Raw genomic sequence first — 25,208 nt, 5'->3', positions numbered from 1 at the left:
CTCAGCGTTCGTCCACGGGCGCCAGCCGGCCGCCGTGCAGCACCACCTTTTCAGCCATGCGGGCTGCCACGCTGGGGCTGTGCGTGACCATCAGCAGGGTCGTCGGGCTGTCATCGAGCAGCTCCAGCAATAACTTCAGCACTTCGTCGCTGGTGGCTTCATCGAGACTGCCGGTAGGCTCGTCGGCCAGCAGCAGTTTCGGTTGCGACGCCAGTGCGCGGCCCAATGCGACCCGTTGTTGCTGGCCGCCGGAAAGCTGTTCAGGATAACGCCGCAGCAAATCATTCAAGCCCAACCGCTGCACCAGATGCGCCTGCCAGCGTGGATCATGGCGCCCGGCCAGGCGTGCTTGAAACGCCAGGTTATCCTCCACCCGCAAACTGCCGATCAGGTTGAACTGCTGGAACACCAGGCCAATCTCAGTGCGCCGCCAGCTCGCCAGTTGCCCCTCGCTCATCTGCTCCAGGCGATGTTCACCGCTGCGGATGCTGCCGCGATCGACCTTGTCCAGCCCGGCGATCAAATGCAACAAGGTGCTTTTGCCGCTGCCCGACTCACCCATCAACGCCAGGCTGCTGCCGGGCTTGAGGGTCAGGTTGACACCTTGCAGCACCGGCAACGGGCCTTGTGGGGTGGCGTAGCTTTTGAAGACATCCTGGACTTCAAGCATGGCAGAACCCGTTCAATGAGCGTGGGCCAAGGATAGCGGCCCGCAATGGTTTTTGTCCGTTGCCGGTTGCGGCCCTGCGCGGCCGTTTCGAATGAAACCGAACGACGCTTCTCGTCGCAATTACTGAACCCGGGTAGCAAAAGATCATAAACCCGCTATTACGTTAGTGATTGCCCTTCATTCATTGCAAATCGTCACAGGTACGCCCCACGATGCGAAATCCACTCAAGCATTCGAGAGCTCGATCTGTTTTTCTTCTGGGTGTTATCTCAATGGGGCTGACTGCTTGCACCAGCGATGAGAAAGCCGCCAATGAAATAACTCGGCCCCCTATCGATGACAGCGAAACGTCGTCTGTGCGCATCACGACGAGTTGGCTACAACACTCACTTAGCCAAACTGGTTGTCTGCAGCGCGCCAGAGCGGCCCTGACAAAAGCGAGATATTTTGTTGAAGCAGGAGAAAGATCAGTCTATGGGTTGCGTGAAGGCATGACTTTTTCGATTCGCTGCGACTATGAAGGCGTTGCATTTTTTGCAGTGGCTTATCGCAAAAGGCCAAGCACTCAAACCCAGGATCGGATCTTGAATGAAATCACCCGGCTGTTTTAGCCCGAGTGCCTGGTTGCAAGCCTACGAGTCAGTCCCCGCGCAGAATCAGCGCATGCGCCCCCTCCCACTCGGCGAAGATCTTTTGCCCGGAGCGCACGCCAAGCAAGTTGTAATCGGCATGCCGTTTCTGCACCTGCAACTCAATCCCGCCGCAGGCTTCGAGATAGATGTTGACCATCGATCCGATGAACTCTTCACCGACGACGGTGCAGTTCAACCGGTTACGTCGCGTAGGCTGCGCGGTCAAGTCGATATGCTCGGCGCTTACGCAGACCGTAACGCGCTCAGCGGGAACAACCGTTTTACCCTCCGGTAGCCGCGCCAGGAATCCACCGTGCTCGGTATCCAGGCAAACCAGCCCGCAATCGTCGAAGCCAACGACAGTGGCATCAAGGATGTTTTTACCGCCAACGAATTCGGCAACAAAGCGATTGTGAGGCTCAAGGAAAACCTCCTGCGGCGTGCCTATCTGTTCGACCCGACCTCGACTCATGATCATCACACGATCGGCCATTGCGAAGGCTTCGGATTGGCTGTGAGTGACGTAGACAAAGGTGATACCCAGGTCCTTCTGCAGTCCAGTCAGCACGCCTTGCATGCGCACACTCAGATGAGCGTCGAGTGCGCTCAGCGGCTCGTCGAGCAGCAGGATTGGCGGTTCGGTGACCAGCGAGCGCGCCAGCGCCACCCGTTGACGCTGGCCACCGGAGAGCAGGCTGATGTCGCGCGTGGCAAACTCTTGCAATCCCAGTCGCTCAAGCCATTCAAGCGACTTCTTGCGTCGCTCTGCCTTGGCCATTCCTCTCATGCGCAGGCCGAATTCGACATTCTCCAGCACGTTCAGAAACGGGAAGAGTGCGAGGTTTTGCCAGACCAGTGGCGTCTCCCGGTCCCAGGAGTAGAGATCGTTTATGCGCTCACCGTTAAGGCGAATTTCCCCTTCACTGGGCTTATCCAACCCCGCGAGCATGCGCAGAGTCGTGGTCTTGCCACAGCCGCTCGATCCCATGATCGCAACGAACTCACCTTTATGGATTTCCAGGTTCATGCGCTCGACAGCCTGGTAGCTGCCGAAATGCTTGACCACGTTGTCGAATACCACCAGCGGTTGAGTCATGTCTGAATCCTTCGTGTCCGGATGATTTTTCAAGGGTGGTATCAGGCACTCGCGGGCTTGCGCCGACGCATCAACAGCAATTGCGCGAGAATCACCAGGGTCATGGTCGTGATGAACACGATCGTGCCGATCGCGTTGATGGTCGGGCTCACCTGCCCTTGCAAGGTGTTGAGGATGCGCACCGGTACCGTCTCGTTGAGTCCCGATACGAACCAGGCGACAGCGAACTCATCGAAGGAAACGGCCATGGTCACGAACAGCGCGGCGAAAATGCTCGGCGCCGTGAACGGCAAGATTACATAGCGCATGGCCTTCCACTGATTGGCCCCCAGGTTCCAGGCCGCAGCCTCGATGTTGGGGTCCATCTGCGCCAGACGCATCCGGATGACCGCCATTGCGAAGGGGGCACACATCACGATGTGGCTGATCATCACGGCGTAAATCTCGCCGGAAAGCCCGATTCGCGACAGGAATGCCAACATCGCCAGCCCCATGATCACCACCGGAATGGTGGGCGGCAGTAGCGCGAGCGCCATGTAGATCGACTTGCCGAAGAACCCGTAACGAAAGTCCGTGTAAGCCGCAGTGAAGCCGAGCAGGGTCGATATCACCGACACGACCACACCCACCGTGAGGCTGTTCCTGAAGGCCTGCCACACCGCTGGGTCGGAGGCGATCGTCTCGTACCAGTGCAGGCTGAAGCCCCCCAGTGGCAAGGAGGGGAAGCGGTCGATGTTGAACGAGAACACGAAACTGCCGGCAATGGGCATGAAGATGAAGATGAACACCAGTACGACAAAACTGCGCAGCAAGAAATTGATCATCCGATGCTCGTTCATGCACGCCTCCGGTAAGCGAAGCGAACCGCGGCAAAAGCCGAGAGGAGCAACGTCGCGATCATCATCGTTGCGATCACCGCCGCCCGTGGCCATTGCTGGCCGGACTTGGTGGTGTCAGTGATCAGCGTACTCAGGGTTGGCGGCTGACCACCGCCCAGATAAAGCGGGCTTACAAAATCGCCGAACGTCAGTATGAAACAGAACAGCGCCGCGACGACGATACCGATCCGCGCCGACGGCACTACCACCAGCAACACCGTTCGCCATCGTCCGCAGCCGAGGTTGTGCGCGGCCTCGATCAACGAGCGGTCGACGTACATCAGGCTGAACAATTGCAGCAAGATCACCAATGGCAGACATAGCGTGAAATAGCCGACATAGGTGCCGAACGCCGTGTTCAGCATGGCAAAGGGCTCCAGGCCGACCAGGCCAAGCGCGGCGTTGAAGATACCGTTGTCGCTGAGAAACACCTGCCATGAATAGGTGCGCACCAGGTAGCTGGTGAAGAACGGTGTGACCAGCAGCAACACCAGCAACTGCTTTGCCGACTCGCGGAACTTGAAGGCGATTGTATAAGCGCAGGGAAAAGCCACCAGGCTGACCAGAACCGTGGCACCCGCCGCCATTGCAAGGGTGTGGACGTACGCATCCCAGAAGAAGCCACGGCTGAGCATGTAACTCCAGTTCTGCCACTCGAACGTCGGCACCATCCGGAAATTGCGTACCAGCCAAAAGCTGATGGCCACCAGAAACACCAGCGGCAATACGAAGAAAATCAATTGCCAGATCAGGATCGGCATCGAGACACAAAGGCCAAACCACGGTAAGCGCCACCCCCTCTTGCTGGTGGCGCGGCGCGTTTCGGCGCGCGCGTTATCGGAGAGCTCCGACGGCGAAGTCTTCAACTTGTCTGAAATCATGGGGACCACCTCCGCGCGGCTCGTCAAGCACCCTTGTATTGCGACCAAAAGTCGTTCCACTCATCCAGGCTTTGCTGGACCGGGAGTTCGCGGTACTTGATGCGACCATCGCGGATGTCGTCCATGACATTGCGCTGACCGAGCACCATGCCTTGGCGCCTGGCTTCGTCGGGATCGGTGCGGTTGAGCAGCTCCCAGCCTTTTTTGCTCGGGATGAGCGCTGGGTAGGCGGCCATCTTCGCCGACTTGACCTGGCCTTCCGGTGAGGTGATGTACTGGATGAACTTCTTCGCCAGATCCGGGCTGTGTGCTTTCCTGGCGATGCAGTAAGACTCCGTCCATTGCAACCCGCCCTCCTTTGGCAGCACGGTTTTCACCGGTGCGCCGGCGCGTTGTAAAACGCCGGTGATCCAGTCACCTATGCCACACATGGCATGGATCTGCCCGTTCTTGAGCGAAGAAAAAGTCCCGCCATAATCGAAGAAGCCACCGACCTGCGGGCGCAGACTCATCATCTTCTGCTGGACGCTTTGCCAGTGCGCGACATCGATATCGTACGGGCGCGCATTACCGCCCATCAAACTGATCTGCCCGAGGTTAGGCAGGTGCCAGTCGAAGTGGCCGACCTTGCCCTTGAGGCTCTGGTCCCAGAACACGTCATAGCTCTGCACCTTGGCTTCGGGAACCTGTTGGGTGTTGTAGGCGATGCCGAGGAAGCCGAAGCGGATCAGCACCGAGTAGAGCTTGTCCCCCTGCCAATGGCCAGGGAAATGCTGGAACTCCGGGTAGAAGTCATCGAAGGGGTAGTCAGCGGGGTCGAGTGGCTCGATGTATTCGGCGGCATTGAGTTGCTGGACGTATTCGGCGTCGGACAAAATCAGATCGAATGTGCCGGGCGGGGATTGCGAGATCAGCCCCAGCATGTTGTCCCCACCGGTGTAGTACTTGGCCCGGACCTTGACCCCGTACATGCGCTCGAAATCGGCGACGATGTCCGGCTCGGCGTGTCCGGCCCATGCAAGGATGACCAGTTCCTTTTCCGCTGCGGCAATGCTTCTCAAGGGCAGCAAGCCGGACAGCGCTGCGGTGCCAGCCAATAGGCTGGTGGTCTTGAGGAATGCACGGCGTGAAAGGTCGATGCGATTTTTCATTATTGTCTCTCCCGGGTGATGGAAGTGCGCTGTCGATTGCCTGCTATCACTGCCAACCCACTCATCATTTGCTGGCTGAATGCATTGCAGCAGTTCGCCATCACCCATTTTTGTGCGCGCCCGACCTGGACTTTGTCAGATCCGACCTCCATCCCCATCAAAAGCGGCACACCCCTATCCGATAATCGGACATAAATGACAAACCATAGGGTGTTTTGTCATTTACGGGTCGGATTTAGACAATTCGGTGCCCCCACCCTCTGATCGAATTGCTGCATGCACCGCCTTCGATTCCTGCAAGCCAAAGGGCCGCTTTAACGGCAGGTAAACACCCCATCCCGCGGCTAACAACCAGCAAGCCATCAACCACTTTCCAAGGGTCTGTAGATGAACAACAGTGTCGTAATTGGAGAACTCACCTGGCCGGAGTACGCAGAGAAGGTCGCCACTGGCTGCCCTATCTTTCTGCCAGTGGGAGCACTGGAGCAGCATGGACATCACATGTGCATGGAGGTCGATGTACTGCTGCCTACCGCGATCTGCAAGGCAGTCGCGCAACAGGTCAACGGCCTGGTGCTGCCTGCCCTGGCCTACGGCTACAAGTCCCAGCAGAAATCAGGCGGCGGCAACCATTTTCCTGGAACCACCAGCCTCGATGGCGCCACGCTGACCAGTACCGTGCAGGACATCATCCGCGAACTTGCACGCCATGGTGCCCGCAAACTGGTGATGATGAACGGTCACTTCGAAAACTCGATGTTCATTGTCGAGGGCATAGACCTTGCCCTGCGAGAACTGCGCTACGGTGGCATCAGTGACTTCAAGGTAGTCGTACTGTCCTACTGGGACTTCGTCAACGATCCGGCCGTCATCGAAAAGCTCTACCCCGATGGATTCCTCGGCTGGGATATCGAACATGGCGGTGTTTTCGAAACGTCGCTGATGCTGGCCCTTCACCCCGACAAGGTCGATTTGAACCGCGCGGTTGACCACCCTCCCGCCACCTTCCCGCCTTACGACGTCTTCCCCGTCATCCCGGAGCGCACACCCGCCTGCGGAACACTGTCATCTCCCAAAGGCTCCAGTCGCGAGAAAGGCGAGCTGATTCTCGAAGTCTGCGTCTCGGGCATCAGCACCGCTGTGCGCGAAGCTTTTGATTTGGACACCTGACGAACATACGGACGTGCCGAACCAAGTATCCACGGTTAATGCTTCCCCCTCCCCAAGTACAATAAAAAGGGTAAGTCTCATGTCCAGCAGCTCAACCTTGGCCCCAGGCCTCAAGCAGCGTCACGTCACCATGCTGTCCATTGCCGGTGCCATTGGCGCCGGCCTGTTCATCGGTTCAGGACACGCCATCGCCTCGGCGGGCCCCGCCGCCATCCTGGCGTATATTTTTTCCGGCACTTTGGTCGTGCTCGTGATGCGCATGCTCGGCGAGATGGCCGTAGCGTCGCCCGATACAGGATCGTTTTCGACCTACGCCGAGCGGGCGATGGGACGCAGTGCCGGCTTCACCATCGGCTGGCTGTACTGGTGGTTCTGGGTGCTGGTCATTCCGATTGAAGCCATCGCCGCTGCCGCCATCCTGCATGCCTGGTTTCCCTCCATTCAGACCTGGGAGTTCGCGATTGCAGTCACCGGCCTGCTGACGTTGACCAACCTGTTCAGTGTCGCCCGGTACGGAGAGTTCGAGTTCTGGTTCGCCATGCTCAAAGTCATCGCGGTGCTGGGGTTTATCGCGCTTGGCGCGCTTGCCCTGGTGGGCGGATTACCGGATACGACGGTCAGTGGTGTCGTTCAATTAAGCCATGAGTTTGGCGGTTTCATGCCCAATGGCATGACCGCTGTCGTCGGTGCGATGCTCACCACGGTGTTCAGCTTCATGGGCACGGAAATTGTCACCATTGCCGCTGCCGAATCGCAAAACCCCTCAAAACAGATCACCCGCGCGACCAACTCCGTCGTCTGGCGAATGGGTATTTTCTATATCGTCTCGGTGTTCCTCATCATCTCCATTGTCCCCTGGAACGACCCCATGCTCATGGAAGTCGGTTCGTACCAGAGAGCGCTCGAGTTGATGAACATTCCACACGCGAAAATGATCGTCGATATCGTCGTGCTGATTGCTGTAGCCAGCTGCCTCAACTCAGCCATCTATACCGCGTCACGCATGGTCTACTCCCTGAGCAAACGCGGTGATGGCCCGCGAGTACTGCAGAAGACTTCTGCTTCTGGAGTGCCCTTTGTGGCGGTGCTGGCCAGTACGGCGGTAGGTTTCCTGACCACGGCACTCAATTACTTTGCACCCAATGAGGTGTTCTCCTTCCTCCTGGCCAGCTCCGGGGCTGTTGCGCTGTTGGTCTATCTGGTGATTGCCGTTTCGCAACTGGTACTGCGTAAAAAGATGAATGCTTCGGGACAACCGATCGCCTTCAAGATGTGGTTTTTCCCCTGGCTCAGCTACCTGGTCATCGCCTGCATCTTGAGTATCCTGGTGGTCATGCTGATCTTGCCGCAGCACCGCATGGAGGTTATTGCGACGGGTGCGCTGACCCTGTCCATCGTCTGTATGGGTGCAATCTTTAACGCCAGGAAGAAGACCGTGCAGGTCCTCGACATTGCGCAAACCGAAAATGCTTAAGCGCAATCCCCGATAGCAACACTCATCCTCGTTCACCTCTTTCCGGCCGCTCGCCACCACGGAGCGGACCGGTTTTTTTTGTTGATCACCCATGCCTTATTTCCCCACGTTTTCCGCGCCCCCTTCAGACAATCCAGACTCATGGCATCTTGCGTGCATATTTCTTTCGTCACGGCCTGTTGACCGGACACTCGGTGTAAAATCCTGAAGCCTGTAGACAGGGCTTACAATCACAAGAACGAGATGACGTTTCCCGTAACGGCAGCTTGCCGCGGAGCACGTCACTGATGCAGTTGAGGAGCGGTAATAATGGCGAAACTCCAGGTGGCGAAACCCGCCGCAGGACGCTCGGCGAATGAACAACAGCCAGTGAAGACCGTGGGTTTCCTGGTCATCCCCAACTTCACAACCATCGGCTTCGCCGCCGCCGTGGAAACCCTGCGCATGGCCAACCTGGCCGCGCGCAAACCGATGTTTCGTACAGTCATCATCGCCGCCAGCCTGGACCCGGTGGCGGCCAGCAACGGCATGCGCATCCTGCCCGACCACAGCATCACCGATGCACCAAAGCTGGACATGCTTTTCGTTGTCGGATCAAACCCGATCGTCTCCAATCACAGCAGCCGACCACTGCTCAATTGGCTACGCAAGCTGGCGCATGATCAGGTGCCACTGGGTGGGATTTGCACCGGCAGCCACTTGTTGGCCCGCGCCGATCTGCTCAAGGGCTATCGTTGCACGATTCACTGGGAAGACATCGAAGCACTGAAGGAACGCTTCCCGGGGATCATCATTTCCAACCAGCTGTTCGAGCTGGACCGTGATCGCTATACCTGCTCCGGTGGCGTGGCTTCCATGGACATGACCCTGCAGTTGATCGCCCGCGAACCCGGTGGTCGGGACATCGCTGCCCACACCGCCGAGTTGCTTTTGTGTGATCGGATCAGGGGGGCGCAGGAACAACAGCGTGTGCCCCTGCGGCAGAAGCTGGGCACCTCGCAGCCCAAGCTCAGCCAGATAGTGGCGATCATGGAAGCCAATCTTGAGGAGCCGGTGGGCCTTGAGGAGCTCGCACGGTTGAACGAGGTGTCGGTGCGCCAGCTGGAACGTTTGTTTCACAAGCACCTGCAACGCACGCCGAGTCAGTACTACCTGGAGTTGCGCCTTGCACGGGCGCGACAGCTGTTGCTGCGCAGCGAATCGCAGGTACGTGACATCGCCCTCGCCTGCGGCTTCGTTTCGCCGGCGCACTTCTCCAAATGCTACAGCCGATTCTTCGGTGTATCGCCTATTGGTGAGCGCAAGCAGGTGGCTGCGGTGCACTGATTCAATATTGATGTTGGCTGGACTGGCCCCTTCGCGAGCAGGCTCGCTCCCACATTGAACCGCGTCCTCCTGGACAACTCGGTCAACTGTGGGAGCGAGCCTGCTCGCGATGGCTTACTCAAGAACACTCAAGACATCAGTCCTGCAAAGCCTTATGCGCCGTCTCCCGACTCGCCAGCATGGCAATCAACGCCACCGCCGCAGCCGCCAGAAGATACCAGGCAGGGGCCATTTTGTTGCCGGTCAGTTGGATCAGCCAGGTCGCGATAAACGGCGCGGTGCCGCCGAACACCGCGTTGGCGATGTTGAAGCTGAAGGCAAAGCCGCTGAAGCGTACGCGAGTGGGGAATATCTCGGCGAGAAAGCACGGCAAGGTGCCGTCGTTCATCGCCAGGATCGCGCCAAACGCAATCTGGATCATCAGAATTACAATCAGGGGCTGATTCTCCAACATCCCGAACAGCGGAAATGTCAGCGCCAGGAACAATACCGAAGCGGTCACCAGCATGGTCTTGCGGCCGAATCGGTCCGACAGCTTGCCCATCAGGAAAATCAACCCGATATAGGTCGCCAGTGACACCGTCGACGCCAGGAACGAATCACTTTCGCTCATGCCCATTTCGGTGGACAGGTAGGTTGGCATGTAGCTGAGCAACAGGTAAAACGCCACGGCATTCAGGCAGGTAGCGCCGATCCCGATCATAACGCTGCGTCGGTGCACGGTCAGCAATTCGCGAACCGGAGCATGGGTCGCGCACTCCTTCGCTTCAAGGCGTTTTTCCATCTCCAGGAACTTGGGCGTGTCTTGCAAACTCATGCGGATATAGCGCCCCACCAGCCCGAATGGCGCCGCCAGCAGAAAGGGTAGACGCCAGCCCCAGCTGTGCAGGTCCTCGACACTCATCCACGCATGCAGGCCGGCGACAAACACCGCACCAAACAGCAAACCCGCCGCCGTGCTCGCCGGGACAATGCTGGTGTACAAACCGCGCTTGCCCTCGGGCGCATACTCGGCGAGAAAGGCCGAAGCCCCGGCGTACTCACCTGAAGCTGAAAAGCCCTGGAACAAGCGAATCAGCAGCAACAAGGCCGGCGCCCACAAGCCGATATGGTTGTAGGTCGGCAGGATGCCGATGCAAAAGGTCGAGACAGACATGATCAGAATCGACCAGGACAGCGCACTGCGCCGCCCGTATCTGTCACCGAAATGCCCCCAGACCAGTCCCCCCAGCGGGCGGACGATGAACGACAGCGCGAACACTGCAAAAGTCGCCAGTAGCGCGGTCGCCTTGTCGGTTTGCGGAAAAAACGTCAGGGCGATGACGGTTGCCAGGTAGCCGTAGGCCGCATAGTCGAACCACTCGACGAAGTTGCCCATGAAGCTGGCACTGGCTGCGCGCCGCAGGGCCTTGCGTTCGGCCGTTTGTTCAAGTTTTTCTGCCATGGTTGGCGTCAGGCTTGAGGTTTGGGTGCTCATTGTGCACCTCCGGTGGTAGAGGTGCGGTTATCGAAATGAAAGGTCGGGACGTAGGACATGACAAAACCCTCTATTGTTTTACTTGGCAGGGTTAAGGCTCGGTAGATGCTGCGCGTTCTTGGGCACGCATGCGCCATTTTTTTCCGGTTTATCTCAGCCACCGGGAAGATTTTTCGCCAATCGTCAAAGCAAAACGCCGCACAGCTTCACTGTGCGGCGCAGGGCCTTACTTCTTGATGATGTTGTGTTCCGGGCCATACGGGAACTTGGTGATGTTTTCCCCGCCCTGCTCGTTGACGATCAGGATGTCGTGTTCACGATACCCGCCGGCACCTGGAAGGCCCTCGGGCAACATGATCATCGGCTCAATGGAGACCACCATCCCCGGCTCCAGCACGGTGTCGATGTCTTCGCGCAGTTCCAGTCCGGCTTCGCGGCCGTAATAGTGGCTCAGCGTGCCGAAGGAGTGGCCGTAACCGAAGGTGCGGTATTGCAGCAGGTCGTGCTCCAGGAAGATCTCGTTCAATTGCAGCGCGATATCGCAGCAGCGCATGCCCGGCTTGATCAGCTTCAGACCGGCCTCGTGCACTTTGACGTTAACTTCCCACAAGCGCAGATGCTCGTCGGAGCAATGGTCCAGGAACAACGTACGTTCCAGCGCGGTGTAGTAACCGGCGATCATCGGGAAGCAATTGAGGCTGAGAATGTCGCCCTTGTTGACCTTGCGCGATGTCACCGGGTTATGCGCGCCGTCGGTGTTGATGCCGGACTGGAACCAGGTCCAGGTGTCCATCAACTCGGAATCCGGGAAGGTGCGGGCAATTTCTCGCACCATGGCCTGGGTAGCGTGCAGGGCCACTTCGTATTCCGGAACCTGGTCACGCAATGCCTCGACGACGGCGGCACCACCGATGTCCGCGATCCGTGCACCATGACGAATGATCGCGTGTTCTTCAGCGGACTTGATCATGCGCATGCGCATGCACGGTGCGGCGATATCCACCAGTTCAGCCTGCGGATAGCGGCTGGCGAGCTTGTCGCGATTGAGCAAGTTCAGATGGTCGAACTCGATACCGATGCGCCCGGCCTTGGGCAAGGCCTGCTGGATCGCGACGAAGTAGTTATCGCGCTGCCAGTCCGTGTAGACGATATTTTCAGTGCCGACGGTACGGCGCCATGGCTGACCGCCGTCGATGTTGGCGCTGATGGTCACCGCGCTGTCCTGGGTCACGACCAGCGCGTACTGACGCCCGAAGGAGCAGTACAGGAAATCGCTGTAGTAGTTGATGTTGTGATAGGACGTGAAGACGGCCGCGTCGATATTGTTCTGCGCCAGGTAAGCCCGCAATTTGGCTTGGCGGTTGGCATATTCTTGGGCCGAGAACGTCGGACTTACCTTTTCGCCGTTCTTGATCTGGATGGTTTTCGGCATTTGCATGTCATTTATCCTTGTCATTGATTGAGCTACAGGAGGCGCCAATCTGGCGGGCCGCTGAAGATCATTCGAACAGATGCAAGGTGAGGTTTTTTGCGCGAATCCGACCTGTAATTGGTCATATCCGCTGTTTGCGAAAGCGTCCCCTCGGGGTTTTGCGCACAAAAAAGCCCCCGGCAAGCGCGGTAAAAGCCGCTTGGCGGGGGCATTGGCAAATGGGTAGCGCGGTCAGTGAGGGAACGACGGCAGGACGACTGGAACTGCTCGCGATGAGGCCGGCGCATTCAACATTGATGCCCGCTGACTCGGCGCCTTCACCCCCATATGGTCGCGAGGATGCGCACCGAAGTACTGGCGATAGCAGCGAAAGAAATGTTGCAGCGAGACGAAACCGCACGCCCTGGCGACATCCGACAGCGACCGCTCGCCGGCATGCAACAACTGCCGCGCCTGTTGAAGCCGCAAGTCCAAGTAGTGTCGGGATGGCGAACAACCCAGGCTACGCTTGAACAGCCGCTCCAGATGGCGACGGGAAATGCCCATGGTCTCGGCCAGTTCATCGATACCCAGCGTTCGGCTCAAGTGCTCGCTCATCAAAGCCAGGGTTGCCTGAAGTTTTTCCGGGGCATCCTGCACGGGCAGTAGGGGCCGGGCCTGGCGTGCTGCATGCTTTGCCATCCGTAGTATCAAGCCACGACCGTGGTACCTTGCGAGAAGCTCGTGCATCAACCCTTGAACAGCCTGCGGGCCGACACACGTCAGGCGTTGGCGGTCGACGCAGAACGGCGCAGCCACCGGTGTCAACTTGCTGAAAGCGGCAAACTCCAGTGATGCAGCGGGCTTTGGCAAGCTGCAACGGACACCCTCCAGGGCACCAATTTGCGCCAGCAGCCAGCCTGCCTCGCCCAATGCCCCGAGGCTGATCGGTTGCGCCGCCCAGTGGCTCAACTGCTGGCGCATGTCTGGATCAAGACGCAGGTTATCGCCACCACAGAGGATCAACACATCGAACGGTTGCCACTGACCCAGTCGAGCGGCGGCGGTTGCGATGCCGTTACTGGCGTTCAGTTGCTGTCTGTCCAGGCTCAGCATTTGCCACTGGCAAACATCGTACCCTGCCAACTGGTTGGCCAGGCGCAGTGGCTCCAGTGCATTGGCCAAGGTGTACATATCAAAGGCTTCCGTCAACCAGAAGCCAATACGCAGCATCGGCGGTCGTGGCCGTTCGGATTCAGTCAATTGCAGCATGTCCTGCTCTCCCGTCGATCAAGGTCACTCAGCACTCGATGGCGCTGACCGCCAATCCGCCACGGGAGGTCTCTTTGTATTTGTCATGCATGTCGGCACCGGTATCGCGCATGGTGCGGATGACCCGGTCCAGCGAAATGAAATGCGTACCGTCACCGCGCAACGCCATCTGTGCGGCATTGATCGCTTTCACCGCTGCGATGGCGTTGCGCTCGATGCAGGGTACCTGCACCAGGCCACCGACAGGGTCACAGGTCAGCCCAAGGTTGTGTTCCAGACCAATTTCCGCAGCGTTTTCCACCTGCTCGGGACTGGCGCCGAGAATTTCTGCCAGGCCGGCAGCGGCCATCGCGCAAGCCGAACCGACTTCGCCCTGGCAACCCACTTCAGCCCCGGAAATCGAGGCATTGCGTTTGCACAGTATGCCCACCGCGGCAGCGGCGAGTAAGTAGTCCACGACATCGCTGTCCCTGGCCTCGGGGCAGAACTTCATGTAGTACTGCAATACCGCCGGAATAATCCCTGCCGCGCCGTTCGTGGGGGCGGTCACCATGCGCCCGCCGGCCGCGTTTTCTTCATTGACTGCCAAGGCGAACAGATTCACCCACTCCATGGCGCTCAACGTCGAACCTATGACATTCGGCTTGCCGATTTCCAGCAGGCTGCGGTGCAGACGCGCCGCGCGGCGCTTCACATTCAACCCACCGGGCAAGACGCCTTCATGCGTGAGTCCGGCATCCACGCAAGTACGCATGGCCTGCCAGATCTGGCCCAATCCCTCGCGGATGTCTTCTTCGCTGCGCCACACCCGTTCGTTCGCCAGCATCAGTTGGGATATCCGTAGCCCATGGACATTACACTGGTTCAACAATTGCGCAGCCGTGCTGAAATCATAGGGCAGCTCGCTCTTGTCCTGGTCAAGCTCGCCAGTAGCGGCTTGCCGTTGATCAACGACAAAGCCACCGCCGATGGAGTAGTAGGTTTCGCACAACAGGGGTTGGTCATCGGCAAATGCGCTCAACGTCATGGCGTTGGGATGGTATTCCAGGTTTTCTTCCAGCAATCGCATGTCCCTCTGCCAGATAAAAGGCACACGGAACTCGCCGGCCAATAGCAGGTATTGCGTCTCGCGCAGTTCCAGCAAGCGTGGCTCGATCAGCAGCGGGTCGACCTTATCCGGCCATTCCCCCATCAACCCCATGATCACCGCTTTATCGGTGCCATGGCCGATACCCGTGGCCGATAGCGAACCATACAACCGCACTTCGATACGCTTCACTTGTGTCAGCATTTTCCGTTCGCGCAGGGCCTCGACAAACAGAGCCCCCGCACGCATTGGGCCGACGGTATGGGAACTGGAGGGGCCGACTCCAATCTTGAACAAGTCAAAAACACTGATAGCCATCGTCGATCTCCGTGCCGCTTCAGAGGTGTCAGGAATTCACCTGATTGTCGGCGTCAGGAGCCATCAAGATGTGTCAGATATCGACCCCTAAGTGCTCGTCAATACCAAATACGAGCTGGATGTGTTGCTACCAGGCGCTGAAGTGGTCCCCTTTAGTGCTTTCGCATACACCGCGCCAACCCCGGTTCAACGCTTTACTGCCACCCAGGTAAAACACATCGGCAACTGCGCCTCCTGCCCCTGGTAGCGATCATAGAGTTCTTCGCGATTGGAATGCGCATACTCCCTGAAATGGCTGATCTGCAGCCCCGCTTCGATGGCGCCGCTGAAGATCGCGCCCAAGGTGTGGACGAACCAGTAGGACGGGGCGGCCTGCTGCTCGACCTTGCCTTCGTAGACGATTGGCTGGTTCTGGACAAAGGGTTCGCGGCGAAAGTACGAACTGGCCAGGCTGTAGGGATCGGCTGCCTCGGGGTCGAACATTTCCAGGAACGGGTGGGTTTCGTAGATCACCAGGGCGCCACCGGGTTTGAGGGTTTGCGCCGCATGGCGAAAGAACTCGCCGATGTCCGGCATCCAGTTCAACACGCCGATGGTGACCAGGGCCACGTCGAAACGCCCCTGCAGTGTTTGTGGCAGGTGGTGAATGTCGGCCTCGATGAACTCAGGCCCATGGGGCGAGCGTGAAGCCAGTTCCCGCGCCTGTTCGAGAAACGCCGCGGACTGGTCGACCCCCACCACGTGTCGAGCCCCCAGGGCGAACAGCGACAGGCTTTCGCGGCCATTGTTACAGCCCAATTGCACCACGTCCTTGCCTGCGATGCCGACCTGGTTCAGCACCCCGGTCAGGGTTTCATCCAGGCAGGAAAAATCCGCGTGTTCCACAGCGCGCCAGTGCGCCTGCCATTCAGGGCTGTCCTTGTGGTGACGGGCGGAATCATTCCAGGCATCGCGGTTGCTGGCGATGGCTTGGTGTTTTGTCGGCATTTCCATTGCAGGCTCCGGCATTCGTTGTTGAATCGAGTGGCCGAGTCTAGATCACGCCTGCAAACGCCCCCATCGCCGCTGTGTAGCGTTTTTGTAACTCGCGCAGCGCCGACGTTCGCCCACGGGAACGCTATAGTTAGTACCCTTGGGGAAATGCGCGAAAACCGACACCGCAGGTGCTGCCATGAACACAACCGTACCCACGCTATTGCTTGCCCTGTGCCTGGCTGCCAGCTGTGCACAGGCGGACGACAGTGCGATGCAAACCGAAGAATCCAGCAGTGAATTCAATTACTACGGAGCGGACCAGCCCTTTGCCCATCCGGTGCCTCCGACCCTGAGCACGGTACCGCCGGGATCCTACATCCCGACTTCGCCCCAGACATTCACCCCGGTTTCGAGCCAGCACGTGTTTTCCGATTCCCGATTGCCAACGGTGGCCGATACCACCGTTCGCGTGTTCATTCGCACCTATGACGCCGAGCACGGCGTCTATGTGAACCAGGAGGTCCTCGATCCGACGTGCATGCTGGCTTGCCGCAGCGGTCAGAACCCAGCCTTGTAGCAAGGCCGTGCCTGCCCTGCGACTGCTCCTCTACCACGACCGTTTGTCCGGGCGCGCCAGGCCGAGTTTCTCGATCCGGTAACGCAGCATGTCTCGGCTCAGGCCTAAAAGTCGTGCGGACTTGGTGACGTTCCAGTCGGTTTTGTCGAGCATCTTGCGCACCATGTCGCGCTCTACCTCCGGCAGGTTCATCGACTCAGTGCCGTTATGGGACGCGCGAGGTTCGATCGGCTGCAACTCGTGGGTGAACATCGCCGGCTCATCCACCAGGCTCAGGCACACGTTCAACTGGTGCGCAGCAATGGTGTCGTGTTGCGCCAGCAGTACCGTCTGTTCAAGCATGTTGCGCAGTTCACGCACATTACCCGGCCAGGTGTAGTTGAGCAGCAACTCTTCGGCCTGGTCGCTGAAACGCAGGTGCGGCTTGCCGTAGCGTTTGCCATGGGATGCCAGGAAGTGCCGGGCCAGCAGCAGGATGTCCTCGCCACGGGCATACAGGCGCGGCACCTTGATCGAAATAATGCGCAGGCGGAAGAACAGGTCGCGGCGGAACTTGCCCTGCTGGACCATTTGCTCAAGGTTGCAATTGGTCGCGCTGATCACCCGCAGGTCGACCTTGCGCTCCTTCACCGAACCCACCCGGCGGATGGTCCGGTCCTCCAGCAGTTTCAGCAATTTGGCCTGCAGTATCAGGTCCATTTCGCCAATTTCATCGAGAAACAGTGTGCCGCCATCGGCCGCTTCCACCAGCCCCAGGCGACGGTCCTTGGCATCGGTGAAGGCGCCCTTCTCGTGCCCGAACAGCTCCGACTCCACCAGGTTGGAAGGAATCGAAGCGCAGTTGAACTCGATGAACGGCCCTTTGCTGCGCGGCCCGTCGAAATGCAGCGCCCGCGCGACCAGTTCCTTGCCGGTGCCGGTCTCGCCTTCCACCAGCACCGGCGGCAGGTCGCTGTTGGCCATGCGCCGCTCAGCGTCGAGCAACTGGGCGATGGTGCCCTTGAGGTAGACCATCGGCGCCGATTCGCCAATCAAGGCCTGCACCCCGGATTTCTGCGCTTCACGCTCCTGATAGAACGACAGGGTGCGCTCCATCCGGTCGGTGGCCAGGGCCTTGTCCAGCAGCAGCTTGAGCTCCGGCAAGGCCACCGGTTTGGTGACGTAGTGGAACGCGCCCTCTTTCATCGCCACCACGGCGTCTTCGACGTTACCGTAGCCGGTCATCATGATCACTTTCAGATCCGGCGCGCTGATGCGCAGCTTCTGGATCAGGTCGTGACCATTCATGCCCGGCAACGAGTTGTCGGTCAGCACGACATCCGGAACGAAGGTACTCAACTGCGACAGTGCGTCTTCGGCCGAGTGGCAGACGGTCACTTCGAAGTTCTTACGCTCCAGGTAGGTCTGGATATTCTCGGCGAGCAGCTCATCATCCTCGACCAGCAGTATGCTGTGCTCCATATTCCCCTCCCGTTGCCACTTTGAAATTGAGACACACGCGGGTTCCTTCCTGCTCTTGGCTGGTCAACTCGACCGAGCCTTCGAATCGCTCCATTATTCTTTTGACCAGCGCCAGGCCCACGCCCAACCCGCCCTGTTTGGTGGTGAAGAACGGCTTGAAGACCATTTGCTGTTGCTGTTTGGTCATGCCCTTGCCGGTGTCGTTGAGAATCATGCGCACCTGACCGGATGCCGGTGTTTCAACGTCGATACTCAATACGCCGCCCTTGGGCATGGCTTCCAGGGCGTTGGCGAAAAGACTATTGAGAATCTGCGTGAGCAACACCTGCTGGCTGACGACCGGTGGAACCGTCATCGGCGTGAAGCGCACCTCGACGTTCGAACGCTGGATCTGCGGGGCGTAGGCGCTCAAGGTGTCGTCAATGGCGAGCACCAGGTCGACGGTTTCATGGTCGTCGTTAACCGGGCGCAAGGACACCAGTAACTCACGGACCCAGCGCGACATGCGATCGACCTGGCTGATGATGTCGCCGATGTTCTTCTGCGCGGTCTGGCTGGCGATTTCCTGGGCCAGCTCGGCGCTGGAACGAATGTTCGCCAGCGGATTGCGCAGGCTATGGGCGACCGCCGAGGACATTTCCCCCAGGGCGACGAAGGTTTCGTTGGCCACCAGTTGTTTCTGCTGGCTGTGCAGCAGCAGGGCCGCACGCCGCACGATCCAGAACAATCCCAGGTAGATGACCGCTCCGCCGAGCAGGGTGGTCAGCCAGATCGCCCTGAACCCGCGCTGGATACGCTCCACCAGGTCCACCGGCTCCTTGTAGACCTCGACCATGGCGACCACTTTGCTTTTATCGGCGTTGAACATCGGAATGTAGTTCTCGACGAACAGGTATTGCGGTTCATGCAGCAGCCGTTGCTCGGGGCGCTCCTCGTCGATCTCATGGTAGCTGGTGGACACCGCTGCCTTCATTTCAAAGGACTCGTCGAGTTCCTCGTCGTTGTCGATGCGCACCCCGATCAGCTCGGGGTTGGTCGACCAGACCACGGTGCGGTCCAGGGCGTAAACCGTGGCCAGGAGGATGTCTGGCAGGTGTTCGACATGATCGAGGAACTCGATACGGGCAGCCGCGCGAGCGCCCGGATCGACGTCGGGATAGGCCGCGTCAGCGCGTGGGTCAAGCATTTCGCCCATGGTTCGGTTCGGCGAAATCGAGGCGTGGCGAATTTCGGCCGCGCCAATGGCTTGCACGAATTGTGCGGTCAGCATGGAGTCACGCTCGATGCTCTCCTCGACCACAAAGCGCGTGGAAATGTAGCCCAGCCCCAAGGCCACGCCGGCAATGATGAAAAAGCTCGCCAGGGAAAACCAGCGCACCAGGTTGAATGGCGATCGCCAATCCTTGCCCTCTGTCGCCGACGTAACCGGCGCAGGTACTTGTGGTGATTCCAGTATCTGCATGGGAGGTCCCGGTTGCTTGAATCAAGCGTTTTCCAGCCGCATTCCCGATCAGTGTAGGTGGCATTGACCGTCACTGGCTGCCCAATAAAACTATTTCGCCACTACTGCACCCGCGCCTTGTCGGGTGCCGCGATTGCTTGTTGATGTTGCGGTTCCTCGGCGCCGACAGTCAGCGGTGTGAGCAACGGCTGCTGGCGGTCGGTTTCTGCCTGCAGGAACTCGATGATCGACTGTACCGAGCGCTCATCCAGGCGCAGGTTGGGCATCGGGATCTTGTCGAAGCGCTCGAACAACGCCGTGGCAATCGGGTCTTTCTCGGCCAGCATGCGGTCGGGCTCGCGAATCCAGCGGTTCAGCCAGGCGGGATCGCGCTGGCGCGTCACGCCAACCAGATCCGGACCGATGCTGCGCATGCCGATGCCCTGCCCGTCCATCGGACCGAGGCTGTGGCACGAGGCGCAACGGGTGCGGAACAATTCTTCGCCGTTACTCGGCGGGCGGATTTCGGGGGCATTGGCGTAGCTTTCGCCAACGCTCGGCTGTTTCCAGTTATGCAAGGTGTTGGCCAATTGGTCGGCCAGGATCCAGGGGTTCTCGAAGGGTGAGGCTTTCATCCAGCGACCGGTTTGCTGGTTGCCGACAATCAGGCTCAGGTTGTGGTCCTTGGTGCGGCCGTTGTCGACGCCTTCGATGAACAACCCGAGCTTTTGCCGCAACTCGGTGACGTCGGAGAACTCCCCGGTAAGAAACTGCCAGCCTGGCCCCACCTGAAAACGTTGCGCGTAGGCCTTGAGCACGGCGGGTGTATCGCTCAAGGGGTCGATGCTGATGGAGTAGAAGAAGATGTCCTTGCCGACCCGGTCGCCGAGCAGCTTCTGCACCTGGCGCAGGCGCGCGGTTTCCAGCGGGCAAGAGTCGCTGCACGACGTGAAGATGAAATTGATCACCACCACCTTGCCCTTGATCAGGTCATCGAAAAAATGCACCTGCCGACCGTCCTGGTCGGTCAACAAGGTGTTGGGGAAATAGTCGCCACCCCATGGGGTGGCGGATTCGGAAACAGAAGCGGGGGAAACCGCTGCGGGTGTCGACGCTGCCTGGTTGGAGACCACCAGTTGGCTGGCCAGCAACCCGGTGACCAGAATCAGCACCAGGTGCATGCCCAGTGCTTGCGCACGTGCGGTAGGCAATTTCATGTCGACACCCTCGCGGTTCATGGTTTGACCGTCACTTTCGGCCCCAGGCCGTCGCCAGTGCGGAAGGTTGGCAGCGCGGCAGAGTTCACGTAGCGCACTCCGTCCCAACTGGGCAGCGGCGTCGGCATCAGCTGCAATTGCCCCGGCTTCTCAAGGTCCCAACGCAGCAGCATGGAGTTGTCCTCGTGCTGGGTGTTGTGACAGTGCTCCATGTAGGTCCCGGCGAATTCACGGAAGTTGATCGCCATCTCGACGCTGTCCAGCCCATCCTTTTCCGAGCCGATGCGATACACGTCCTTGCGTGCCCATTTTTCCCATTCCGGTGGCGCCTTGCCGCCGCGGCTGAGGATGATCCCCTCCTCGAAGTGCACATGCACCGGGTGGCTCCAGCCCGTGCCGCCGGCCTTGATGTTCCACACTTCCAGGGTGCCGTAGCCCGCGACCCCGGCATCGGTCGGACCGCTGGCCAACTGCGCCGAGGCGTTCAGGCGCCGAGGGTCCATGTGGAAACCGAAGCCGCCATCGGTCTTGACCGTCCAGGGCGCTTCATCGGTGCCGTCGGAGCGGCCGAAGGTGAAGGTGCGATGGCGGGCCTTGGCCAGCAACGCCTTGTCGGTGGCGTTGTCGCGATGAATCTTCAGCGGGATCATCACCAGGCCTTCAGCCTTGCCCGGTTTGGCCGGTTCGTAGGCGGCCGGGTCCATGGCCAGGTCCTGGCCGGTGTACGGCTTGACGTTGAGTTGCAACACCTTGCCCACCGCCGGGTCACCCTTGTCCCACATCGGCCCTTTGCTGGTTTGCTTGATCACCGCCTTGTAGTTTTCGGAGAGCGCGTCCGCCAGCGACACCGGTTCTTTCGGACCCTTGCCATCGTCATGCACCAGCAAGTTGACGAAGAACAGCTTGTCCCCGGGCTTGATGCCGTTCTTCGCGAAGTTGACGATGATGTCGAAGCGCTCGGCAATGCCCTGGGTCGGCAGGATGGCGTTGTGGTTCTGTTTGTCGCCGTCGGCGTCGAGGTCCATGCTGCCGTCGAATGGCACGCTGTGCTCCATGATGTTGCCGTCGTTGGCAATCATGTGGAACGGCACGCGGGCATAGGACACACCCGAACCCTTGGGCCCCTGGAACTCGCCGCCGGTGCCTTTGATTTCACGCACCAGCGCCAGTTTGAAGTAGCGCGACACCGAGCCATTGAGCATACGGAAGCGATAGCTGCGGGCGCGTACATCCAGGGTCGGTTTCCACTGCCAGTTGACCAGCACCTGGTCACCGAGGAAGCCGTCGGTGTTGAACGGGTTGAACCACAGCTGGCCATTGGCGTCCCAGGCCTTGTCGGCGAACACCAGGTTCACGTCATAGTCACGGTTGCCCCAAGGCAAGGCGCTGCCGCTGGGGAAACGCAGGTTGACGCCGTCGTTCACCGACTCGTTGCCACGGTCCAGGGCGCTGTAGTAGTTCATCATCGCCGCGTTGCCCTTGTAGACGTTCTGCGCGGTGAAATCGAGCATGTGGTCGTGGAACCAGTGGGTGCTCATGGTTTCGCGCCAGTCGCCACGGATCTTGATCGTGCCGTTCTCGCAGGTCTTGCGGCCCGGGCTCATGTCATTGGTCCACAGGGTTTCGCCCGGCGAGCAAGGGAACGCCGCGCGCGGGTCATGGGCGTCGGTGTTGATGCTGTCGTAACCGGCCAACTGGATCGGCCAGCGATAGTCGTAGTACTGCCCGGGGAAGAAAAACGCGTTGGCATAACCGTCGCTTTCCGCTGGCGCGTGGCCGTTGTGTTCGTGGGTGCTGATGGTGTGCAGGCCAAAGCCCATGTTGGCCGACGGATCGATCGGCAAGCCGTTGTAGTGGCGCATCAGCAACGGTTGGCCATAGCGCACCATCAGCAGTTTGGGCGGCAGCGTGCCGTCGAAGGTCCAGACCGAGTTGTGGTTCTGCACCGGCATGTTGGGGTGAAAGCGTGTATCGACACCCTTGGCCGTACCGTCCGTGGCCGGTACGCCGGCGACGTTGTGGTACAGGCCACCGGGGCCGAACTCGCCCACGGCGTAGCCGTGCATCTGCCGGGCGTCACGCAAGCCACCGTTGATCCGCGCGCCGGTCTGCACGGTCTTGTAGGCGTTTTGCGGATAGAACTCATTCCAGCGCTGATGTGACCAGCCCTTTCCTGGCGGACGACCTTCAGCGGATGAGCCAATACGGCGATTGAGGAAGTATTCGATCTGCGCCTGCCACGGGTTGCGATCCACCACGTTGGCGTACTGGCTGGGGAACGGGGTCAATCCTGGTTGCCGCAGGAAGGCATCAAGCGCAGGTCCCGGTGGTGCGCTGCGGGCCGCGCTGCTGGGGTCTTGCGCCGGTAACGGGCCGATGGCCGCCGCTGGAAACGGCAAGGGTGCCGCCGGTGTGGTGGGGTCGAGTTTTTCCGGGCCGAATTCTTCGAACAACAACAGTTGCTGGGTGAACGGCTGGGCGTTGAACAGCGGGCTCGGCTTACCGTTGGTGGGGTAGTTGAAACTGGTCTGCATGGCAGGCGGCAGGACGTTTTCCACCCGTTCGGTATCGCGTGAGCCCTTGACCCCGTCGGGCAGATCGAAGGCATCCTCGTTGGCATCGGGCATGGTCAGGATGGCGTTCAACGCCCCTGCCCGGTCTTCCGGTTCATCGTAATAGGCAGAGGGATCAGTCGGCTCCGGCTGTCGCTCATCGTCTATGGGGCTGGCACGCAAGGTCCCTGTGCTGAGTATCATCGCCAAGGCGACGCTCAATGGCGTCAACAGACCAAACCATTTCAAGGGGTGCCGCGCTTTTGTGTCCATCACCAGCCGCCTCGTATATATGAAGGGGGTGATGGGGGTTTTGCAAGGAGTCGGCCAAATTTGTAACTGCTTTATACAAAGGTATTAACACTCAGCAAAACAATGGCTTATCAACATCAATGTGCCATGACCGAAATAAACGACTGGGGAATGGCACCCGCTACCGGGGAAAGTTCCCACCCAATTTCAGGGAACCCGTTTGAAAGTCAGGCTGACGTGGGTGCCCTCGCCCTCACGACTTTCAAGGGCCACCGCCCCGCCAAAGCGCTCCATGATGCGCTTGACCAACACCAGCCCGACACCGAGCCCGCCGCGCTTGGTGGTGAAAAACGGCCGGAACGCCATCAGGCGTTGCTCCTCGGTCATGCCTTTGCCCGTATCGCTGACCACCACGCGAACACGCTGGGCATCGACAGGGGCCATCGTAATGGCCAAGGTACCACCTTCGTCCATGGCCTCCAGCGCATTGGCCAGCAAACTGTTGAGGATTTGCGTCAGCTGCACCTGCTGGCTCAGCACCATGGGCGTGCCTTTGGGTTCGAACAGCACATTGACCCGACCCTTGATGATCTGCTGCTCGAAAGCCATCAGGCTGTCGTGCAGCGCCGCCACCAGGTTGACCGGCTCGACGTCGTCATTGAGCGGACGCAACGATTGCAGCAACTCCCGTACCCACTTCGACATGCGATCGACCTGGCCGATGATGTCGTTGATGTTCTTGTGCGCCGGGCCACTGTCGAACTCCAGTGCCAGTTCGGCGCTTGAGCGAATGGTCGCCAGGGGGTTACGCAAGCTGTGGGCAACGGCCGACGACATCTCGCCCAGGGCGACGAAGGTTTCGTTGACGATCAGTTGCTTCTGTTGCGTGGCCAGCAGGATCGCCGCCCGCCGCACGATCCAGTACAACCCCAGGTAAATCAGGCCGCCGCCCAGGGCCGTGGCCATCCATATCAACACCAGGCCGCGCTCCATCCGGTTGATCAGGTCCTTGGGTTCCTTGTAGATCTCGACCATCGCCGTGACGTTCTTGCCTTCGGCATCGAACAGTGGAATGTAGTTTTCAATGAAGATGTATTCCGGCGGCGCGACGAACTTCTGTTCCATGCGAGCCTTGTCGACATCGTGATAACTGGCCGACACGGGCGTCTTCAATGCAAAGGCCTGGTCCAGGTCTTCGTCGGCGTGAATCGTAGTGCCCATCAGGGCCGGGTTGGTCGACCAGATGATCATGCGGTCGGGGGCATAGATGTTCGCCAGGATCACATCCGGCAAATGTTCGATGTGGTCGAGGAATTCGCCCCGGGCGTTGGCGCGGGCCATCGGGTCGACGTCGGGAAAGTCGCGGTCCTTGCGCGGGTCGAGCAGCTCGCCCATGGTCCGCACATTGGGGATCGACACATGGCGCACCTCGGCGGAGGCAATCGCCTGGATGAATTGCGACGTCAACAGGGCATCGCGCTGCACGCTTTCGGTAATCACGAACTTGGTCGACACCGAACCCAACGCCACCGCCACCGTGCCGATCACCGCCATGCTGATGAGCGAAAACCAGCGCAGCAGATTGAACGGCTGTTTGCGCGAGCTCAAGCGAACTTCACCCTGGTCGGACGCCAGTGTCTTTGCAAGCGTGGTCATGGATAGTGTTCCCGCGAACCCCCTATAGGTTTATAGCGCACCGCTAGCCGTTTGCCCGTCATCGGGGCCATTCCTTCCCCATCCCCCCACTCCCCCTCTGCCCCGATCTACCCCCAAAGCTGGGGAAAGAGGCCCGCCCGATCATTCACCGCTCGATCGACGAGCGCAGCGCAAACGCCTGTGTACCGGGGCCCTGGCCGACATTTTCGGAGGTTGGCATGGGAGTTGCCGAAG

At 59.5% G+C, this 25,208-nt stretch carries 20 protein-coding genes; 5 read left to right on the top strand and 15 right to left on the bottom strand.

All coding sequences use genetic code 11. From position 1 onward, the window contains the following. Nucleotide 1: 1 nt before the first annotated feature. Entirely contained in the window at nucleotides 2–670 is a 669-nt protein-coding gene (locus HGP31_RS12560) for an ABC transporter ATP-binding protein (RefSeq protein WP_020796257.1), read from the bottom strand. 212 nt (nucleotides 671–882) lie between these two features. Between HGP31_RS12560 and HGP31_RS12555 the strand changes: the two genes are divergently transcribed. Continuing rightward, a complete protein-coding gene (locus tag HGP31_RS12555; protein WP_141195463.1) occupies nucleotides 883–1,281 on the top strand; it encodes a hypothetical protein in 399 nt (132 codons plus the stop codon). 28 nt (nucleotides 1,282–1,309) lie between these two features. Here the strand turns inward: HGP31_RS12555 and HGP31_RS12550 are convergent, their stop codons facing one another. The 4 genes from HGP31_RS12550 to HGP31_RS12535 are packed head-to-tail and all read right to left on the bottom strand — an operon-like array spanning nucleotide 1,310 to nucleotide 5,308. After that, nucleotides 1,310–2,398 (bottom strand): ABC transporter ATP-binding protein, encoded by a 1,089-nt coding sequence (locus HGP31_RS12550; RefSeq protein ID WP_168757859.1) that lies wholly within the window; start codon nucleotides 2,396–2,398, stop codon nucleotides 1,310–1,312. Nucleotides 2,399–2,439: 41 nt separating this feature from the next. Further along, complete coding sequence (locus HGP31_RS12545) at nucleotides 2,440–3,237, bottom strand: ABC transporter permease (protein ID WP_168757858.1); 798 nt, start codon at nucleotides 3,235–3,237, stop codon at nucleotides 2,440–2,442. Next, on the bottom strand, nucleotides 3,234–4,157 hold the full coding sequence (locus HGP31_RS12540) for an ABC transporter permease (protein ID WP_042955250.1): 924 nt from the start codon (nucleotides 4,155–4,157) through the stop codon (nucleotides 3,234–3,236). Before HGP31_RS12540 ends, HGP31_RS12545 begins: the two co-directional genes overlap by 4 nt. Before the next feature lie 23 nt (nucleotides 4,158–4,180). Then, nucleotides 4,181–5,308 (bottom strand): extracellular solute-binding protein, encoded by a 1,128-nt coding sequence (locus HGP31_RS12535; RefSeq protein ID WP_168757857.1) that lies wholly within the window; start codon nucleotides 5,306–5,308, stop codon nucleotides 4,181–4,183. Nucleotides 5,309–5,695: 387 nt separating this feature from the next. Between HGP31_RS12535 and HGP31_RS12530 the strand changes: the two genes are divergently transcribed. From HGP31_RS12530 to HGP31_RS12520, 3 genes are all read left to right on the top strand, one after another. Beyond that, entirely contained in the window at nucleotides 5,696–6,478 is a 783-nt protein-coding gene (locus HGP31_RS12530) for a creatininase (RefSeq protein ID WP_020796250.1), read from the top strand. 79 nt (nucleotides 6,479–6,557) lie between these two features. Continuing rightward, on the top strand, nucleotides 6,558–7,952 hold the full coding sequence (gene gabP, locus HGP31_RS12525) for a GABA permease (RefSeq protein WP_168757856.1): 1,395 nt from the start codon (nucleotides 6,558–6,560) through the stop codon (nucleotides 7,950–7,952). Between the two features lie 309 nt (nucleotides 7,953–8,261). Further along, nucleotides 8,262–9,278, top strand: a complete 1,017-nt coding sequence (locus HGP31_RS12520) for a GlxA family transcriptional regulator (protein ID WP_020796248.1) — start codon at nucleotides 8,262–8,264, stop codon at nucleotides 9,276–9,278. 136 nt (nucleotides 9,279–9,414) lie between these two features. Here HGP31_RS12520 and HGP31_RS12515 read toward each other — a convergent pair whose 3' ends face one another. From HGP31_RS12515 to HGP31_RS12495, 5 genes are all read right to left on the bottom strand, one after another. Further along, nucleotides 9,415–10,755 carry an MFS transporter gene (locus tag HGP31_RS12515; protein WP_020796247.1) on the bottom strand — a complete coding sequence of 447 codons (1,341 nt, stop codon included), beginning with the start codon at nucleotides 10,753–10,755 and terminating at the stop codon, nucleotides 9,415–9,417. A 226-nt stretch (nucleotides 10,756–10,981) separates the two neighbouring features. After that, entirely contained in the window at nucleotides 10,982–12,193 is a 1,212-nt protein-coding gene (locus tag HGP31_RS12510) for a M24 family metallopeptidase (RefSeq protein ID WP_020796246.1), read from the bottom strand. 225 nt (nucleotides 12,194–12,418) lie between these two features. Beyond that, the gene (locus tag HGP31_RS12505) at nucleotides 12,419–13,438 is read right to left on the bottom strand and encodes a GlxA family transcriptional regulator (protein ID WP_083348806.1); all 1,020 of its coding nucleotides are present in this window, start codon (nucleotides 13,436–13,438) and stop codon (nucleotides 12,419–12,421) included. A gap of 28 nt (nucleotides 13,439–13,466) precedes the next feature. Further along, the gene (locus HGP31_RS12500) at nucleotides 13,467–14,843 is read right to left on the bottom strand and encodes an L-serine ammonia-lyase (RefSeq protein WP_168757855.1); all 1,377 of its coding nucleotides are present in this window, start codon (nucleotides 14,841–14,843) and stop codon (nucleotides 13,467–13,469) included. A 186-nt stretch (nucleotides 14,844–15,029) separates the two neighbouring features. Further along, the gene (locus HGP31_RS12495) at nucleotides 15,030–15,836 is read right to left on the bottom strand and encodes a class I SAM-dependent methyltransferase (RefSeq protein ID WP_151141820.1); all 807 of its coding nucleotides are present in this window, start codon (nucleotides 15,834–15,836) and stop codon (nucleotides 15,030–15,032) included. A 178-nt stretch (nucleotides 15,837–16,014) separates the two neighbouring features. Between HGP31_RS12495 and HGP31_RS12490 the strand changes: the two genes are divergently transcribed. Continuing rightward, on the top strand, nucleotides 16,015–16,395 hold the full coding sequence (locus tag HGP31_RS12490) for a hypothetical protein (protein ID WP_168757854.1): 381 nt from the start codon (nucleotides 16,015–16,017) through the stop codon (nucleotides 16,393–16,395). 30 nt (nucleotides 16,396–16,425) lie between these two features. Here the strand turns inward: HGP31_RS12490 and HGP31_RS12485 are convergent, their stop codons facing one another. The 5 genes from HGP31_RS12485 to HGP31_RS12465 all read right to left on the bottom strand — a co-directional run bounded on the left by HGP31_RS12485 (nucleotide 16,426) and on the right by HGP31_RS12465 (nucleotide 24,974). Next, complete coding sequence (locus HGP31_RS12485) at nucleotides 16,426–17,856, bottom strand: sigma-54-dependent transcriptional regulator (protein ID WP_168757853.1); 1,431 nt, start codon at nucleotides 17,854–17,856, stop codon at nucleotides 16,426–16,428. Continuing rightward, on the bottom strand, nucleotides 17,825–19,318 hold the full coding sequence (locus HGP31_RS12480; RefSeq protein WP_168757852.1) for a sensor histidine kinase: 1,494 nt from the start codon (nucleotides 19,316–19,318) through the stop codon (nucleotides 17,825–17,827). Before HGP31_RS12480 ends, HGP31_RS12485 begins: the two co-directional genes overlap by 32 nt. 101 nt (nucleotides 19,319–19,419) lie before the next feature. After that, the gene (locus HGP31_RS12475; RefSeq protein ID WP_240963543.1) at nucleotides 19,420–20,514 is read right to left on the bottom strand and encodes an SCO family protein; all 1,095 of its coding nucleotides are present in this window, start codon (nucleotides 20,512–20,514) and stop codon (nucleotides 19,420–19,422) included. Between the two features lie 17 nt (nucleotides 20,515–20,531). Continuing rightward, entirely contained in the window at nucleotides 20,532–23,339 is a 2,808-nt protein-coding gene (locus HGP31_RS12470) for a multicopper oxidase domain-containing protein (protein ID WP_168757850.1), read from the bottom strand. Nucleotides 23,340–23,525: 186 nt separating this feature from the next. Then, nucleotides 23,526–24,974, bottom strand: coding sequence for a sensor histidine kinase (locus HGP31_RS12465; RefSeq protein WP_168757849.1), 1,449 nt, complete (start codon nucleotides 24,972–24,974; stop codon nucleotides 23,526–23,528). Nucleotides 24,975–25,208 lie beyond the last annotated feature (234 nt).

This window comes from Pseudomonas umsongensis (genome assembly GCF_012647205.1).
Classification (GTDB): Bacteria; Pseudomonadota; Gammaproteobacteria; order Pseudomonadales; family Pseudomonadaceae; genus Aquipseudomonas; species Aquipseudomonas umsongensis.
Note: the sequence above shows the minus strand (reverse complement) of the source record. Positions and strands in the feature narration are given on the sequence as shown.

Coding starts and splice junctions, on each gene's coding strand:
- HGP31_RS12560 (WP_020796257.1), bottom strand. CDS start 670: ATGCTTGAAGTCCAGGATGTCTTCAAAAGCTACGCCACCCCACAAGGC.
- HGP31_RS12555 (WP_141195463.1), top strand. CDS start 883: ATGCGAAATCCACTCAAGCATTCGAGAGCTCGATCTGTTTTTCTTCTG.
- HGP31_RS12550 (WP_168757859.1), bottom strand. CDS start 2,398: ATGACTCAACCGCTGGTGGTATTCGACAACGTGGTCAAGCATTTCGGC.
- HGP31_RS12545 (WP_168757858.1), bottom strand. CDS start 3,237: ATGAACGAGCATCGGATGATCAATTTCTTGCTGCGCAGTTTTGTCGTA.
- HGP31_RS12540 (WP_042955250.1), bottom strand. CDS start 4,157: ATGATTTCAGACAAGTTGAAGACTTCGCCGTCGGAGCTCTCCGATAAC.
- HGP31_RS12535 (WP_168757857.1), bottom strand. CDS start 5,308: ATGAAAAATCGCATCGACCTTTCACGCCGTGCATTCCTCAAGACCACC.
- HGP31_RS12530 (WP_020796250.1), top strand. CDS start 5,696: ATGAACAACAGTGTCGTAATTGGAGAACTCACCTGGCCGGAGTACGCA.
- gabP (WP_168757856.1), top strand. CDS start 6,558: ATGTCCAGCAGCTCAACCTTGGCCCCAGGCCTCAAGCAGCGTCACGTC.
- HGP31_RS12520 (WP_020796248.1), top strand. CDS start 8,262: ATGGCGAAACTCCAGGTGGCGAAACCCGCCGCAGGACGCTCGGCGAAT.
- HGP31_RS12515 (WP_020796247.1), bottom strand. CDS start 10,755: ATGAGCACCCAAACCTCAAGCCTGACGCCAACCATGGCAGAAAAACTT.
- HGP31_RS12510 (WP_020796246.1), bottom strand. CDS start 12,193: ATGCAAATGCCGAAAACCATCCAGATCAAGAACGGCGAAAAGGTAAGT.
- HGP31_RS12505 (WP_083348806.1), bottom strand. CDS start 13,438: ATGCTGCAATTGACTGAATCCGAACGGCCACGACCGCCGATGCTGCGT.
- HGP31_RS12500 (WP_168757855.1), bottom strand. CDS start 14,843: ATGGCTATCAGTGTTTTTGACTTGTTCAAGATTGGAGTCGGCCCCTCC.
- HGP31_RS12495 (WP_151141820.1), bottom strand. CDS start 15,836: ATGGAAATGCCGACAAAACACCAAGCCATCGCCAGCAACCGCGATGCC.
- HGP31_RS12490 (WP_168757854.1), top strand. CDS start 16,015: ATGAACACAACCGTACCCACGCTATTGCTTGCCCTGTGCCTGGCTGCC.
- HGP31_RS12485 (WP_168757853.1), bottom strand. CDS start 17,856: ATGGAGCACAGCATACTGCTGGTCGAGGATGATGAGCTGCTCGCCGAG.
- HGP31_RS12480 (WP_168757852.1), bottom strand. CDS start 19,318: ATGCAGATACTGGAATCACCACAAGTACCTGCGCCGGTTACGTCGGCG.
- HGP31_RS12475 (WP_240963543.1), bottom strand. CDS start 20,514: ATGAAATTGCCTACCGCACGTGCGCAAGCACTGGGCATGCACCTGGTG.
- HGP31_RS12470 (WP_168757850.1), bottom strand. CDS start 23,339: ATGGACACAAAAGCGCGGCACCCCTTGAAATGGTTTGGTCTGTTGACG.
- HGP31_RS12465 (WP_168757849.1), bottom strand. CDS start 24,974: ATGACCACGCTTGCAAAGACACTGGCGTCCGACCAGGGTGAAGTTCGC.